At 66.5% G+C, this 13646-nt stretch carries 17 protein-coding genes; 9 read left to right on the forward strand and 8 right to left on the reverse strand.

Translation table 11 applies throughout. From position 1 onward, the window contains the following. Positions 1-89: 89 nt before the first annotated feature. Positions 90-473, reverse strand: coding sequence for a RidA family protein (locus tag BHK69_RS26315; protein ID WP_069693981.1), 384 nt, complete (start codon positions 471-473; stop codon positions 90-92). 190 nt (positions 474-663) lie between these two features. Beyond that, a complete protein-coding gene (locus BHK69_RS26320) occupies positions 664-1842 on the reverse strand; it encodes a lytic murein transglycosylase (RefSeq protein WP_069693982.1) in 1179 nt (392 codons plus the stop codon). Between the two features lie 452 nt (positions 1843-2294). Between BHK69_RS26320 and BHK69_RS26325 the strand changes: the two genes are divergently transcribed. The 4 genes from BHK69_RS26325 to BHK69_RS26335 all read left to right on the forward strand — a co-directional run bounded on the left by BHK69_RS26325 (position 2295) and on the right by BHK69_RS26335 (position 3582). Further along, the gene (locus BHK69_RS26325) at positions 2295-2480 is read left to right on the forward strand and encodes a hypothetical protein (RefSeq protein WP_148663597.1); all 186 of its coding nucleotides are present in this window, start codon (positions 2295-2297) and stop codon (positions 2478-2480) included. Between the two features lie 10 nt (positions 2481-2490). Further along, positions 2491-2724 carry a hypothetical protein gene (locus BHK69_RS26330; protein WP_069692689.1) on the forward strand — a complete coding sequence of 78 codons (234 nt, stop codon included), beginning with the start codon at positions 2491-2493 and terminating at the stop codon, positions 2722-2724. A 517-nt stretch (positions 2725-3241) separates the two neighbouring features. Further along, a complete protein-coding gene (locus tag BHK69_RS33470) occupies positions 3242-3373 on the forward strand; it encodes a hypothetical protein (protein WP_280142022.1) in 132 nt (43 codons plus the stop codon). Then, the gene (locus BHK69_RS26335; protein ID WP_069692690.1) at positions 3370-3582 is read left to right on the forward strand and encodes a hypothetical protein; all 213 of its coding nucleotides are present in this window, start codon (positions 3370-3372) and stop codon (positions 3580-3582) included. The genes BHK69_RS33470 and BHK69_RS26335 overlap by 4 nt, the downstream gene beginning before the upstream one ends. Before the next feature lie 15 nt (positions 3583-3597). On the opposite strand, the gene BHK69_RS26340 is transcribed toward BHK69_RS26335, so the two are convergent. Continuing rightward, entirely contained in the window at positions 3598-4416 is an 819-nt protein-coding gene (locus BHK69_RS26340) for a transglutaminase-like domain-containing protein (RefSeq protein ID WP_069692691.1), read from the reverse strand. Between the two features lie 92 nt (positions 4417-4508). Next, entirely contained in the window at positions 4509-5459 is a 951-nt protein-coding gene (locus BHK69_RS26345; protein ID WP_069692692.1) for a hypothetical protein, read from the reverse strand. Positions 5460-5623: 164 nt separating this feature from the next. On the opposite strand from BHK69_RS26345, the gene BHK69_RS26350 reads away from it, so the two are divergent. After that, on the forward strand, positions 5624-6826 hold the full coding sequence (locus BHK69_RS26350) for a pyridoxal phosphate-dependent aminotransferase (RefSeq protein ID WP_069692693.1): 1203 nt from the start codon (positions 5624-5626) through the stop codon (positions 6824-6826). Between the two features lie 5 nt (positions 6827-6831). Beyond that, on the forward strand, positions 6832-7278 hold the full coding sequence (locus BHK69_RS26355; protein ID WP_069692694.1) for a rhodanese-like domain-containing protein: 447 nt from the start codon (positions 6832-6834) through the stop codon (positions 7276-7278). Between the two features lie 137 nt (positions 7279-7415). Here the strand turns inward: BHK69_RS26355 and BHK69_RS26360 are convergent, their stop codons facing one another. Further along, positions 7416-8177, reverse strand: a complete 762-nt coding sequence (locus tag BHK69_RS26360) for a class I SAM-dependent methyltransferase (protein ID WP_069692695.1) — start codon at positions 8175-8177, stop codon at positions 7416-7418. After that, the gene (locus BHK69_RS26365) at positions 8174-8533 is read right to left on the reverse strand and encodes a DMT family protein (RefSeq protein WP_069692696.1); all 360 of its coding nucleotides are present in this window, start codon (positions 8531-8533) and stop codon (positions 8174-8176) included. The genes BHK69_RS26360 and BHK69_RS26365 overlap by 4 nt, the downstream gene beginning before the upstream one ends. Before the next feature lie 147 nt (positions 8534-8680). On the opposite strand from BHK69_RS26365, the gene BHK69_RS26370 reads away from it, so the two are divergent. The 3 genes from BHK69_RS26370 to BHK69_RS26380 all read left to right on the forward strand — a co-directional run bounded on the left by BHK69_RS26370 (position 8681) and on the right by BHK69_RS26380 (position 11565). Then, positions 8681-9184 carry a YaiI/YqxD family protein gene (locus BHK69_RS26370; protein WP_425285533.1) on the forward strand — a complete coding sequence of 168 codons (504 nt, stop codon included), beginning with the start codon at positions 8681-8683 and terminating at the stop codon, positions 9182-9184. 164 nt (positions 9185-9348) lie between these two features. After that, a complete protein-coding gene (locus tag BHK69_RS26375) occupies positions 9349-10338 on the forward strand; it encodes a Bug family tripartite tricarboxylate transporter substrate binding protein (RefSeq protein WP_083269698.1) in 990 nt (329 codons plus the stop codon). Positions 10339-10437: 99 nt separating this feature from the next. Further along, positions 10438-11565, forward strand: a complete 1128-nt coding sequence (locus BHK69_RS26380) for a PQQ-dependent sugar dehydrogenase (RefSeq protein WP_069693985.1) — start codon at positions 10438-10440, stop codon at positions 11563-11565. Positions 11566-11613: 48 nt separating this feature from the next. Here BHK69_RS26380 and BHK69_RS32980 read toward each other — a convergent pair whose 3' ends face one another. Then, on the reverse strand, positions 11614-12783 hold the full coding sequence (locus BHK69_RS32980; protein WP_069692697.1) for a hypothetical protein: 1170 nt from the start codon (positions 12781-12783) through the stop codon (positions 11614-11616). Beyond that, positions 12780-13619, reverse strand: a complete 840-nt coding sequence (locus BHK69_RS26390; protein WP_069692698.1) for a DUF6502 family protein — start codon at positions 13617-13619, stop codon at positions 12780-12782. The genes BHK69_RS32980 and BHK69_RS26390 overlap by 4 nt, the downstream gene beginning before the upstream one ends. Positions 13620-13646 lie beyond the last annotated feature (27 nt).

Raw genomic sequence — 13646 nt, forward strand, 5'->3', positions numbered from 1 at the left:
GTTCCGCCCAACTCAAGCAAGAGATATACCAGACGTCAATCCATTGATCGGCCATCACCGCACGGTCTCTGCCGCAGCGGCAGGCGAGATCACGACACCAGCCGCGCCGTGACCTCGATCTCGATCTTCATCTCGGGCTTGAGCAGCCCGGCGACGACATAGATGCCCGCAGCCGGGCGGATCTGCCCGAAGACTTCGCCGCACACGCTCAGCACCGGCTCGCAATAGGCACGGTCGATGACGAAATACTGCGCCCGCACCACCTGGGCGAGCGACGAACCGGCCTCCGCCAGCACGGCATCGAGCGTGCGGAAAATATTGCGCGCCTGCTCGGCTGCATCCTCCGGCAAGGTCATGCTGGCGTAGTCATAGCCGGTCGTGCCGGAGACGAAGATGAGATCGCCGTCGATCACGGCGCGGGAATAGCCGAAGGCGGTCTCGAAGGGCGAACCGGTGGAGATGAGGCGGCGCATGAAATTGATCTCCTGAGCAGGAAAGGTCATCCCGGGCGCAGCGAAGCGAAGACCCGGGATCCATGCCTGAACCTCAATCGGAAATGCTCCGGCATGGATCCCGGATCGGCGCGGCTTCGCCGCTTGTCCGGGATGACACGGCCTTTCGTTGCAAGTGGCGTCCAGCACCACCCGATTTCTGCGAAGTTCGCTACACCCGCCCGCTCTTCAGCGCGCGCAGCACCTTTTCGCCCGGCCGGCCGGTCTGCGTCATGCCGATCTTGGCCTCGATCTGCTTGATCGCCGCCCGCGTCAGCGCACCGACGGCGCCGTCCGGCTCGCCGACATCATGGCCGCGCGCGATCAGCAGGCGCTGGAGCTCGCGACGCTGTTCGCGCGAGAGCGGCAGATCGTCGGTCGGCCACTGGCCCTGCACGCCGGGCCGACCGCGAATACGGTCGGACAGGAGCGAGATGGCCAGAGCATAGGAGTCCGCGCCGTTGTAGCTGTAGGCCGCGTCATAGTTCTTGAAGACGAGGAAGGCCGGCCCCTCGCGCCCCGCCGGCATCAAAAGCCCGGCATTGCCGGAGCCGGTCAGCGCCGAGCCGTCGAATTTGACGATGCCGCGCGCCGCCCAGGACGAGACCGGCTGCTTGGGGTTGCGCCCGGTCGAGCCGGAATAGCCTGATGGCACCTTGACCTCATAGCCCCAGGGCGCGCCGGTGACCCAACCCGCCTTGGCCATGAAGTTCGCGGTCGAATGCAGCGCGTCGGGAATCGAATCGACCAGATCGCGCCGGCCGTCGCCATCGCCATCGACAGCCAGGCGCAGATAGGTCGAGGGGATGAACTGGGTATGGCCGAAGGCGCCGGCCCAGGAGCCGAACAACCGATCGGCCGAGACGTCGCCGCGCTGGATGATCTGCAGCGTCGCGATCAGCTCCCCCTTGAAGAAGGCGTTGCGGCGCGGCGCGAGGCAGGCCCCGGTCGAGAGCGCCTGGACGAGCGGCATCTTGCCCCGCGCCTTGCCGAAATCGCTCTCGACGCCCCAGACCGCGACAATGGTGTGACGGTCGACGCCGAAGCGGCTTTCGGCGGCGGCGAGCGTCGCGGCATGCTGGCGCAGCATGGCGCGGCCTTCCGCGACCTTCTCGTCATCGACCAGCGTGCCGAGATAGTCCCAGATCGGCGTCTTGAACTCCGGCTGGTTGTTCATCGCCTCGATCACCTTCATGTCGGGCTGAACGCCCGCCATGGCGCGGTCGAAGGTGGCGCCGGAGACGCCCTTGGAGGTCGCCTCCGAACGCAGGCCCGCAAGGCAGGATTGGAAATCCGCCTGCGCTGCCGAGGCGATGAGGATCAGAGGCAGGGCCAAGGTCAATGCGCGCATCATCTCACCGAAAACTGGGTCCACCGAATCACAAGCTTGGCGCGAATCTAGAGGTTGTTAGGGGCTATGGGGACGATTTGATGAGGTCAAAACGACGGAGACGGGAGGAGCATTGCGCCGGCGATACCATCGGTATCGGCAAGCGATGCGACGCTGCAGCTCCGTCGTTTTCACCTCACCCGCAGGGCGCGGCGCTTTTGCGCGACTGCGGCGTCGTTCTTCGTAGCAAACCGGAAGGTTTGCGTCCTCGAACTCCTGACATTCGCGCAAAATCGCCAGCGTCAAATCGCCCCCATAGTCCCTAACAACCTCTAGAGTCGGCCGGTTAACGGGGGTTAACCCTGGCGGAGGCTGGTCGTTCCGTCTTTATGCCGGCTTTATGCGCGCCGGCGTCTTCCACATCGCAAGCTTACCGGCATGGACCTACATCTCCGGCATCGATGGAGATCGAGATGACCACGCATTCGCACTACCCCAACCCCAGTCAGCAACGCCGCGCGAAAGCCGTCTACGGCACGCTGCCCAGCAAGCGGCCGATGGTCCGCCTGTTCGCTGCGGAGCTCTGCCTGCTGGGCCTGATCGCGCTTGCTGCCGCCGGCTTCATCGGCCTGCGCGCCTGGCTCACAGTGGCGAACTGAGGGCATCGCGATGGGCCAAGCCAAGCCGTTCCAACCCGAACTCGACACCACCAGCCATCTCTTCCTGGTCGGCCGCTCGACAGCCGGTTTCTGGGTCGCACGTGATCTCGAAGGCCGTTCGGAAGGGATTTTTCGCGACAAGAAGGACGCCGTCCGCTTCGCCTTGTTCGAGGGCGGCCATGCCAACGCCGTGATGCTCTCGCCCAACGCGGTCGAGCCGAGCTTCGGCATGGGTGTCCGCTGAGCGACGCCGGACAGGCGGCCAGGCAGGCGCGCCGCCTGGACCGCGACCTTGCCGCCATCCTGCTCCGCGCGGCCGGCGAGATCATCGAGCAACTCGTTGCGGTCGGCATCACCGATCCGGCCGATATCGCGCGCCGGCTCAACCGGCGCGGCTTCCCCTGCCATGGCCGCGCCCGCTGGACCGCCGGCGCGGTGAAGTCCGTGCTGCGGCGCAGGCTGCGCTGCGATGAGGCTGCGTGAAGACTGGCGGCCTGAAGAAACAGCGTGCGCTGTCCGCGCCGCTGTCCTAGACTCGCCATCTGCTTCGACATGACGAGGCTTGGCGTTCCGCCAGGCTCGGCCGCGGCAGGCGAAAGCCGGCCAGCCATGACGTGGCGATCCCAGGATACAGCGATCCCCCTCTCCGCCCAGTGCCCCGGCCGAGTCGTCTCGACCCGGTTGCGCCTTGGCGCGCATCCCAAGGTTCGCAGCCCGCAAACCCCATAGCCCCTAACAACCCCAAGCCCAGGAGCCTGACGATGTCCAAGGAACAACGCGGTAATCGCGAAGCCAAGAAGCCCAAGAAGGACAAGCCGAAGGTCGCGGCCGCAGCGCCATCGACCTTCGCGGCCGTCGTCGCCAAGGCGGCAGGCGGACCGAAGAAGAAATGATCCGCTTCAAGACGATCGAGCCCGATAAGGCCGAAAAGCCGGCGGACAAGCCTGTCGCGCCGGCACCAGCGGTCATAGCACCGGAGCCGGAAACCGACGACGAAGAGCCGGCGGCCAAGGCCAAGGGCATGACCCGCAAGGCGCCGCTACGGGCCAAGACACAGCTTCGGGAGAAGAAGCAGGAAGCGGCGCCGCTTTTCGACAAGTAGCGGCGGCAGCTGGCCTTACGCCGCCGCCTCCGTCACCTCGTCGGTCCAGACCTTGAAGCTCGTCAGCACATTGGGGCCGAAGGTGGTGGCGATGGCGACGTCGGCCGCATCGCGGCCGCGCGCAATCAGTACCCGGCCGATGCGCGCGACATTGTTGCGCGGATCGAACATCTGCCAGCCGCCTTCGAGATAAGCCTCGAAGGACGCCGCGAAATCGCCCGGCGGCCAGGGCTTCGGCGTGCCGACATCGCCGAGATAGCAGGTGCAGTAGCGCGCCGGGATGTTCATCGCCCGGCAGAAGGCGATGGCGAGATGGGCGTAGTCGCGGCAGACGCCGCGCCCCTCGCGATAGGCATCCGACGCGGTGCGGGTCACGCTGGCGTCGTTGTAGTTGAAGGCGATGCGCTGATTGACGAAATCGCAGATCGCCTGAACGCGCGGCGCTCCCGGCTGGGTGTGGCCGAAGAGTTGCCAGGCAAGATCGAGCAGGCGGTCGGAGTCGCAGAAGCGACTGGCGATCAGGAAGGTGATGCACTCCTCCGGCAATTGCTCGACTGGAATCTGCCCCGCATTGCGATTGAAGGATTCCGGCAAGCCCGTATCCGAGATCACGGCATCGGCCGTGATCCGCATATGGCCCTGCGGCGCGAGCAGGCGGCTGCACCAATTGCCGAACACGTCGCGATAGGCGCTGACGGGGACGGAGGGGCTGATGCGCATATGGTCGGGTGCAGCGAGATCCGAAACCCGGCTGAAATGCACATGCAGCATCAGGATGACCGGAGTCGGTTGCGGAAAGTCGTAGTCGAGCTCGTAGCCGATCCTGAGTTTCACGCGATGCCTTCCGCGCGACTTTGCGCGCTGGTGATGGGTGGCCCCTCAGCCGGAGCAACCATCATGCACGTTTCCGGCCAAGCTGGCGCGCTTCATGGCGAAGTCGCCGGCCGGCCCGGCTGATTGCGCATACGGTCAGCCCATTGGAACAGCTCGCGCTGCCGCTCGGCCTGGCTCGGCGCACCGGGCAGACGGGACGGGACCGCAGGCGTATCGAGCCAGGCCGGGCGGCGCGGACAGAGCGAAGCGATCTCGTAGACAGAGTCGGCCGGCAGCGGCGCACGATAGCGCGGCGCCAGCCCGTCATAGGGTTTTCGCGAGCTCCAGGCCGCCTCGGTGTAATCGATCGCTTCAGCCACAGCCCCAGTGTCCGCGTCGTCAGGGTAGCGCAGCGCCGGATCCGACAGCGTGATCACCACCTCTGCAATACCGTAGAGCCCGGTTGGAAAACTCGTGCGGCCGGTATCGTAGGAGAACCCGCCGCTGCGTCCCGAGCCGCCGCCGAACAAGGCCGGACCCGACATGCCCACAATGCGCTGGTCGAGCGCATAGGTGAAGGTCTCGGCGCGTCGCACCAGCGGCTTCTCGACGCGATCGGGAAACGCCTTCCGATAGGATTCGAACATCTGCCAGCTCTGCGGCTGGCGCGGCGGCACTGTGGCCTGCGAGATCAAAACCGCCTTGTTGGCGCGCATCACCGCATGCATCGCCATCATCCGGCCAATCATGTCAGGCCCGGCGACGCGCATATAGCTGTCGACGCGCGTCTTCAGCAGCCCTTGCAGGCAGGAGACCGGCGAGCTTGCCTCGCCGCAGCCGCCACCACCGCTCTCGCCATCGCGCTCGATGCGCGAGACCAGATTGCGGAACCCCGCGGCGTCGAGCGAACCCATCGCGCAGATGTCGGTTTGCGCCGGCTGGACGGATTTCACTGTCACGAAGCGATACCAGCCGGCCCGGCCGAGACCATAGAGGAAGCACAGCCCGATGAAGCCGGCGACGCAGAGCTGGAAGGCGTGTTTGCGGATCCAGTCTTCCGACATCGCACTCGCGCTCCTGCCCGCATGTCGACCGGTCGATGGCGTCAAATTCGCTTCGTTGCTGGCAATGATCAAGCACTCTTGCTTGCGGTGCCGGCGCTTGAGTCCTAAACCACGCGCGCGCCAGCATCGGCGCTACCTTGTCCGCCCCTCCGGAGATCAGTCCCATGGCCTTTCTTGCCGACGCCCTGAAGCGCGTGAAGCCGTCTGCGACCATCACCATCACGCAGAAGGCCCGCGACCTGAAAGCGCAGGGCAAGGACGTGATCTCGCTTTCCGTCGGCGAGCCTGATTTCGATACGCCGGACAATATCAAGGAAGCCGCCATCGCCGCCATCCGCCGCGGCGAGACGAAGTACACGCCGGTCTCCGGCATCCCGCAATTGCGCGAAGCGATCACCCGCAAGCTCAAGCGCGAGAACGGCCTCGACTACAAGCCGAGCCAGACCATCGTCTCCACCGGCGGCAAGCACGTCATCTACAACGCCCTGCTCGCCACGCTGAACCCGGGCGACGAGGTGATCTGCGTCTCGCCCTATTGGGTCAGCTATCCCGAGATGGTGGCGCTCTGCGGGGGAACGGCGACCTTCGCCGAGACCAAGATCGAGAACGAGTTCAAGCTCCAGCCGGAGGAGCTCGAGCGCGCGATCACGCCCAAGACCAAATGGGTCATCCTCAACTCGCCTTCGAACCCCTCCGGCGCGGCCTACAGCCATGCCGAGATGAAGAAGCTGACCGACGTGCTGATGCGCCACCCCCATGTCTGGGTGCTGACGGACGACATGTATGAGCACCTGGTCTATGGCGACTTCAAATTCGTCACGCCCGCCCAGGTCGAGCCCGGCCTCTACGAGCGCACGCTGACCATGAACGGCGTCTCGAAGTCCTATGCCATGACCGGCTGGCGTATCGGCTACGCGGCGGGCCCGCAGCATCTGATGAACGCCATGGACCTCGTCCAGGGCCAGCAGACCTCGGGCACCTCGGCGATCTCGCAATGGGCCGCGGTCGAGGCGCTGGACGGCACGCAGGAGCACATCCCGGTGTTCCGCAAGGCCTTCGAGCGCCGGCGCGACCTCGTCGTCTCCATGCTGAACCAGACGCGCGGGCTGGTCTGCCCCAAGCCCGAAGGCGCCTTCTACGTCTATCCCGACTGCTCGGCATTGATCGGCAAGAAGCTGCCCAACGGCAAGACGATCGAGACCGACGAGGATCTGGTGATGGGCCTGTTGGAAGATCAAGCCGTCGCCGCCGTGCACGGTTCGTCCTTCGGGCTCGGCCCTAACTTTCGCATCTCCTACGCGACTTCGGACGAAAAGCTGGAAGAGGCCTGCCGCCGCATCCAGCGCTTCTGCGCCGAACTGCGCTGAGACGCATGACAGGGGGCGAGAGCCGGCCGCAGGCTGCCGCTCGCCCCCTGTCCCGCCGCCATCTGCTGGCGACGCTGGCCTCGATAGTGCTGGCGGAAACCGCCCGCGCCCAAGGCTCGGGCACGCTGTCGGCCCGCGAGGCCCATGACGGCGTCACGGCCGGCGCCCTGCTCGTCATCGACATCCGCACGCCCGACGAATGGACCGACACCGGCGTCCCGCAGGGCGCGCTCCGGCTCGACGCCGAGTCAGCCGGCTTCGAGGTCCGGCTCGCAGGCATACGCCTCGACCATCCCGGCAAACGCATCGCCTTGATCGACCGCAGCGGCGGGATGGCAGCCAGTCTTCAGGCGAAGCTGGCCGGCCGCGGCTGGCGCGATCTCGTCACGGTCCGTGGCGGCATGCTGGGGCCAGGCGGCTGGCTGTCGGAGAAGCTGCCGGTCGTACCGTAGAGCAGGATACGAAAAAGTGGGGACCGGTTTTTCGCATTGATCCTGCTCTCACTCTGAGATGAGAGACGGATTCAGATCTCAGATGGGGCTACTATGTGACCCCATCTGAGATCATCCGGCTCTGACCGCCCCGCAGATCAGGTGATCTCCGCCAGCCTTGTGTCCTGCGACAGCACCAGGCACCAATGCGGCTCGAAATCGGCGCCCAGCGGCCAGATGTAGGCCTCGAAGATCGCAAGCAACCGCGCCTGGTAGCGCTCGAACCAGGCCCTGTCGCAGAGCACGAATTTGGTCGCGCCGACGATGGTCTCGCGGTCGATCACGCAGAGCGGCACGATCTCCGGATTGGCCTCAAGATAGGCCTGCACCGTCACCATCAATGTCGGGTAGCCCGGATGCAGCATGTCGTCGAGCACGATCAGCCCGCCCTCGCTGAGGCAGGCTGTGGCGAGCACGAGGTCCTTGGCCAGCGCCGCGCGCGAATGCTCGCCGTCGATATGGATCAGGCGGAAGCGCGAGCCGCCGGCATGGCCCATCAACTCGGCCGGCGTCATCACGCCGCTGTCACCCTTCACGGTGACGCGCCGCTCGGGCCCGACGCCATGCTTCAGGCAATTGGCCTCGAAGCGGCCCTTCACCCCATCATCGGGCCAGGAGAAGATATCGAGCGCGACTGCAAGCTCGCCCGGCTCCAATGCATGCGCCAGCGCGATGAAGAAACGGCCCTCAAAAGCACCGATCTCGGCAAGCGGCCCGCCCACGCCGTCTTCGGTCTGGAGCCGCAGCAGCCGTGCGCAGATCGCGGCGGCAAAGCGCGAGGACATGCCGACGACGCTGTCATAGCCCTGCGCGAGATAGGCAGCGACAGCGGGATGCCCGGGCGAGGGAATATTCGTCACGCGGTCCTGCCCTGGAAGATGAAGAAGGCTCCGGCCGCAATTAACGCGAAGCCGATGGCGTGGTTCCAGCTCAGATCCTCCTTCAGCCAGAAGATCGAGAACAGCGCGAAGACGCTGAGCGTGATGACCTCCTGCATCGTCTTGAGCTGGGCGGCGGAATAAACAGCCGAGCCGATGCGGTTGGCCGGCACGGCCAGCATGTATTCCGGCAGCGCGATCATCCAGCTCGCCAGGATCGCAAGCCAGATCGCCGTGCTCTTGTAGCTGAGATGCCCGTACCAGGCGAAGGTCATGAAGACATTGGAGCCGATCAGCATGACGATAGGCAGGATATGCGCGGTGGAGATTGCGGGCATGGAGGAGACGCTTCCGTTGGCAGGACGCTGGACAACTCTAAGGACTGCTGCGCTGTTCCCGACAGGGCCGGGCTTCAACCCAAGGCTGGGATAATCATGCGTGGCGCAATGGCGCCAATGCGAGCCAAATGCAATCGCTCTTCACCCATGGACAAGGCCTGCTATAGCGGGCCGATGACGGATCATCCCAAACCGATCGCCATCTATGTCGATGCCGACGCCTGCCCGGTGAAGCCGGAGATCTACCGTGTCGCCGAGCGCCATCGCCTGAAGGTCTTCGTCGTCGCCAACAGCTTCATGGCTGTGCCGCGCGAGCCCTGGATCGAGCGCGTGATCGTCTCGGACGGTTTCGACGCCGCCGACAACTGGATCGCCGAGCGCGTCTCGCGCGGGTCGATCGTCGTCACCTCCGACATCCCGCTCGCCGATCGCTGCATCAAGGCCGGCGCCGACGTCATCGGCTCGACCGGCAAACCCTTCACCGAGGCCTCGATCGGCATGGCGCTGGCAACGCGCGACATGATGGAGGACCTGCGGGCGATGGGTGCGGCAAGCGGCGGACCGAAGCCCTTCTCGCCGAAGGACCGCTCGGCCTTCCTGCAGGCGCTCGACCTGGCGATCCAGCGCTTGAAGCGGGCGGGTTTCGGCTGACCCGTCATCGCGAGGCGTGCAGCGACGAAACAAGTCGCCCGCCATTCCGCGCAGGCAAATGGCCTTGGGCAGACACTCACCTGCCGCTGGACGCATGCCGCCTTTGTCCGTAAATCACCAAGCAACAAGGCCCGTCTCCAAAACGGGCGCTGGGGAGGAAAATCATGTCGTTGACCCGCCGTTCCGCGCTCGGCCTGATGGCCGGGGCCGCCTCCGCGCCGTCGCTCCTGGCGCCCTCGATCGTCCGGGCGCAGAGCTTCCCGGCCAGGCCGATCAGCCTCGTCGTGCCCTATCCGGCGGGTGGCCCGACCGACGCCATCGCCCGCTTCGTGGCGCAGGAGATGTCGAGTTCGATCGGCCAGAATGTGCTGGTCGACAACCGTGCCGGCGCTTCGGGCGCGGTCGGGACACGCGCCGTCGCCCATGGCGCCGCCGATGGCTACACCATCATCTTCGGCAACAACCAGACGCATGGCAACAACATGTTCCTGCTGAAGGAGCCGGGCTATGACGCGGTCAAGGATTTTGCCCCGCTCTGCGGCGTCGGCGCCTTCGAGCATGCCTTCGTCGTGCGCAACGACCTGCCCGCGAAGACCATCGCGGAACTGGTCGCGCTGGCCAAGGCCGACCCGGGCAAACTGAACTACGGCTCGACCGGCGTCGGCTCGGGCTCGCATCTTGCGATGGAGCTGTTCATGCAGCGCACCGGCATCAAGATGACGCATGTGCCCTTCCGGGGCGCGGCTCCCCTGGTGCAGGAGATCGTCGGCGGGCGCATCGACATCGCCAATTCGACGCTGCCGAGCGTGCTTGAACAGATCAACGCCGGCTCGATGCGCGCGCTTGCCTTGGCAAGCCCCGAGCGCAACCCGCGCGCCAAGGACATCCCGACCTTGCGCGAACAGGGCGTGAGCAATGCCGACGCCGATAGCTGGGCGGCGTTCTTCGCCCCCGCGGCGACGCCCGCCCCCATTCTCGGCCAGCTCTCCAAGGCGGTGATGGCGGCAATCGCCAAGCCCGCAATCACCGAGTCGATCCTGAAGCTCGGCTTCACGCTGAAGGTCCGCGACCCCGACGCCTTCAAGCCCTATCACCTCCAGGAGATCGCGACCTGGAAGCAGATCATCGCCGATGCCGGCGTGAAGCCGGAATGACACGCACCACCTCACGTCAGCGTGAGTTGGAAGCAACCGAGTGGTGATCAGCGCGGTTGTCCCTATCTGACTGTCTGACGTCGGATCAGGAGCACCATGATGCATCGACCCGTTCTCGCTCTGGCGCTCGCGGCCGCCCTGTCCTTGCCTCTCGCGTCAGTTCAGGCCCAGCAGCGCTTTCCTTCGAGCGCGGGCGAACTTGTAGTCGAGACCGTGGCGAGCGGGCTGGAGCATCCCTGGGGCCTCGCCTTCCTGCCCGATGGCCGCATGCTGGTGACGGAGCGCCCGGGCCGATTGCGGATCGTTTCCGGCGACGGCGCGCTCTCGCGGCCATTGACCGGCATGCCCAATGTCGCGGGCCGAGGCCAGGGTGGCCTGCTCGACGTGACGCTCGATCCGAAATTCGCCGAGAACCGGCTGATCTATCTCTCCTTCTCCGAGCCCCGCGTCGGCGGCAACGGCACGAGCGTGGCGCGCGGCCAGCTCAATGCCAACGGCACGGGGCTGGAGAACGTCGCTGTCATCTTCCGGCAGATGCCGGCGATCAACAGCACCATGCATTTCGGATCGCGGCTGATCTTCGACCGCACGGGCGCGCTCTTCGTCACGGTCGGGGATCGCTACAGCGAGCGCGACCAGGCCCAGAATCCAGGGAACCATCTCGGCAAGATTATACGCATCCGTCCCGAAGGCGGCGCGCCCACCGATAATCCGAAGAAGCCGGGCTGGCAGCCGGAGATCTGGTCGATCGGCCACCGCAATGTACAAGGCGCGGCGCTTCACCCCGACACCGGCCAGCTCTGGACCGCCGAGCACGGCGCGCGTGGCGGCGACGAGGTCAACACGCCCAAAGCCGGGCTGAACTATGGCTGGCCGGTCATCACCTATGGCGTCGACTATTCCGGCGCCAAGATCGGCGAGGGCACGGCCAAGCCCGGCATGGAGCAGCCGCTGTTCTATTGGGACCCGTCGATCGCCCCCTCGGGAGCAGCCTTCTATACCGGCAGCGCCTGGCCGGCCTGGAGGAATTCGCTCTTCGTCGGCGCGCTTGCCGGCCAGATGCTGATCCGGCTTTCAACCAGCGGCGAGACGGTGAGCGGCGAGGAGCGGCTGCTGACCACACTGGGCGAGCGCATTCGCGATGTCCGCCAGGGGCCCGACGGCTATCTCTATCTGCTCGGCGACGATGCCAAAGGGAAAGTGCTGAGAGTACGCCCGACACGGTGATCGGCACGCCCATTCGGAGGTTGCCTGCGGCAGTCCTGACCTGAAAGCTCAGCGCGGTCCGCCGCCTCCACCACCTCCGCCGGAGCCGCCTCCACCTCCACCAGCACCGCCTCCAGGGCCGCCACCGCCGCCATCGCCACCAGGGCCGGCGCCTCCCGGGCCTCCGCCCGGCCCGCCTCCAGGACCGCCTGCTCCAGGACCGCCTGCTCCAGGACCGCCTGCTCCCGGACCACCAGGCCCCGTACCGCCCGGTCCGGCTGCACCGCCGCCACCGCCTTCCGAGCCGTTGACGCTGCCCTCAACCCGGATCGCGCTCAGGCTCAGCCCGCCCTGCGGATCGACCATGAATTCGACCACAGCGCGGGCCGTGGCCTGATCGGAGATCGCCACCGCGCCAGTGGTGTCCGCAAAGGCGAGGCCGCTGCCGAAGCGCAGATTCGCGCCCTCGCGGCGCAGGAAAGCCTCGAGCGACAGGCGTGTCACGCCCGGTTCGAGCGGCAGCGTCTCGGGCGCCGCATGCGCGACGACGAAGCCCGCAGCGGTCGGACGACCGGTCACGACGAGGCGTTGCCCGGCCCAGACGGGGTCGGCTCCGGCGAGCTTCAGCCCATCGATCCAGAGCCCCTCATCATCGGCTTCGACCGTCCCGGTGACACGATCGCGCCTCGCCTTGGCTGGCTCGACCAGGCTCGCCACAATGACCGCATCCGGCCGGCGCAGGCCACTGACCGCAACATAGGCGCCCGGCCGCCACCAAGGCGCGGGCTCCAGCCCGGACACATCGACGCGCTGGTTGAGCACATTCATCGTTCCATCCGCGATCTCGCGGATCCGGCCGACGACCTCCTGCACCACCGCGATCCGGGAGGTGATCGGCCCGGTCCTTCCCGGCCTGGTCGCCACACGCACGACCTGGCCGAGGCGCAGATCCCGCGACGATGCAGACCTGCCGTCGATCGTCACCGGAACGCGTGGCGGATAGGCGATGCGGACATCGTTGACGATGATGCTGCCGAAACGGCGAATAGTGCCGACGAAGCCCGTGCCGCCAATGCCGCGATCCCCGCTGGCCTCGGTGGAGGGTGCAGCCCCCGTGCCGCCGATGCCCCGGTCTCCGGCCGTCTGCGCCTGCAGGCGCTGCACCGTTTCCGGCAAGACAAGTCCGCCGGCGAGCAGGGCCAGCAAATGGCGGCGCGAGAGCAGGGAAACGCGCCTCACCTCGGCCCGCCGGCATCTGGGCCGGTCGCCTCGCCATAGACATAGACGCCGAAATTCCAGCGCGCCGAGCCGCCCGGATCCGTCAGGCAGCCAGCATGCGCCTCGCGATTGGCCGTCTGCAGAGCCTCCAGGGCGAGCACCCGGGCGCGCTGCTCGAGCTTGCGGGCAAGCTCCGGCGAAAGGCCGTCATAATGCACCGCGCGCTCCAGGAAGGGCGGTTCGGCGGCAAGCACGTTGGAGACCGCCGCAGCGACATGATCGTGCAGGTTCCGGCCGAAATAATAAAGCTTTCGCTCATCGTCCCCGCGCGGAACGAAGGCCGCCTCGGCAAGCACGACCCGCCCCTCGCCGTCGAGACTGACGAGGCCGCTATCGAGCCACTCGTCGAGCACCGCGCGCGGCCGGACATCGCGCGTCACCGAAGCGACGAGCGCCTCGAAGGAGGGCTCGGCATCGCCCGCCAGGCGCGCCAGCGGCAATGGCTTGCCGTCGGGCGCGCTGAAAGCAGGATCGGCCAGCCAGCGCGAGACAATCGACGAGGTCCGCGAGACCGAGGCCGGCACCGTCGCGACCGGAGCCCCGGCACCGCGCAACCGGCTGACCTCCTTGCGGTGAATGCCCGTCAGCAGGCTGACGCGGCTATCGGTCTGTTCTTTGCCCGGCAGACCGAAATCATGCTCGGCCACATTGACGTAAAGCTCGCGCAGGAGCTGAGCCAGCGCCGGAAAGGTCGTGCCGCTGCGGATGCACAATCGCACCAATGGCCGCAGCAGGCGAGCCAGTGGCCCCTGCAGCGCGGCGGCTTCCGGGGCGGAACGCGGCGGCACGAATGTCATCGCTCTCCCTTACTCAATCACGACGTG

The sequence above is a fragment of the Bosea vaviloviae genome, from assembly GCF_001741865.1.
GTDB lineage: Bacteria > Pseudomonadota > Alphaproteobacteria > Rhizobiales > Beijerinckiaceae > Allobosea > Allobosea vaviloviae.

Excerpts from the sequence above, each read along its gene's own strand:
- BHK69_RS26330 (WP_069692689.1), top strand. The coding sequence starts at position 2,491 with ATGGGCCAAGCCAAGCCGTTCCAACCCGAACTCGACACCACCAGCCAT.
- BHK69_RS26355 (WP_069692694.1), top strand. The coding sequence starts at position 6,832 with ATGACAGGGGGCGAGAGCCGGCCGCAGGCTGCCGCTCGCCCCCTGTCC.
- BHK69_RS26345 (WP_069692692.1), bottom strand. The coding sequence starts at position 5,459 with ATGTCGGAAGACTGGATCCGCAAACACGCCTTCCAGCTCTGCGTCGCC.
- BHK69_RS26350 (WP_069692693.1), top strand. The coding sequence starts at position 5,624 with ATGGCCTTTCTTGCCGACGCCCTGAAGCGCGTGAAGCCGTCTGCGACC.
- BHK69_RS26365 (WP_069692696.1), bottom strand. The coding sequence starts at position 8,533 with ATGCCCGCAATCTCCACCGCGCATATCCTGCCTATCGTCATGCTGATC.
- BHK69_RS33470 (WP_280142022.1), top strand. The coding sequence starts at position 3,242 with ATGTCCAAGGAACAACGCGGTAATCGCGAAGCCAAGAAGCCCAAGAAG.
- BHK69_RS26370 (WP_425285533.1), top strand. The coding sequence starts at position 8,681 with ATGGACAAGGCCTGCTATAGCGGGCCGATGACGGATCATCCCAAACCG.
- BHK69_RS26380 (WP_069693985.1), top strand. The coding sequence starts at position 10,438 with ATGCATCGACCCGTTCTCGCTCTGGCGCTCGCGGCCGCCCTGTCCTTG.
- BHK69_RS26315 (WP_069693981.1), bottom strand. The coding sequence starts at position 473 with ATGCGCCGCCTCATCTCCACCGGTTCGCCCTTCGAGACCGCCTTCGGC.
- BHK69_RS26390 (WP_069692698.1), bottom strand. The coding sequence starts at position 13,619 with ATGACATTCGTGCCGCCGCGTTCCGCCCCGGAAGCCGCCGCGCTGCAG.
- BHK69_RS26320 (WP_069693982.1), bottom strand. The coding sequence starts at position 1,842 with ATGCGCGCATTGACCTTGGCCCTGCCTCTGATCCTCATCGCCTCGGCA.
- BHK69_RS26335 (WP_069692690.1), top strand. The coding sequence starts at position 3,370 with ATGATCCGCTTCAAGACGATCGAGCCCGATAAGGCCGAAAAGCCGGCG.
- BHK69_RS26375 (WP_083269698.1), top strand. The coding sequence starts at position 9,349 with ATGTCGTTGACCCGCCGTTCCGCGCTCGGCCTGATGGCCGGGGCCGCC.
- BHK69_RS26325 (WP_148663597.1), top strand. The coding sequence starts at position 2,295 with ATGACCACGCATTCGCACTACCCCAACCCCAGTCAGCAACGCCGCGCG.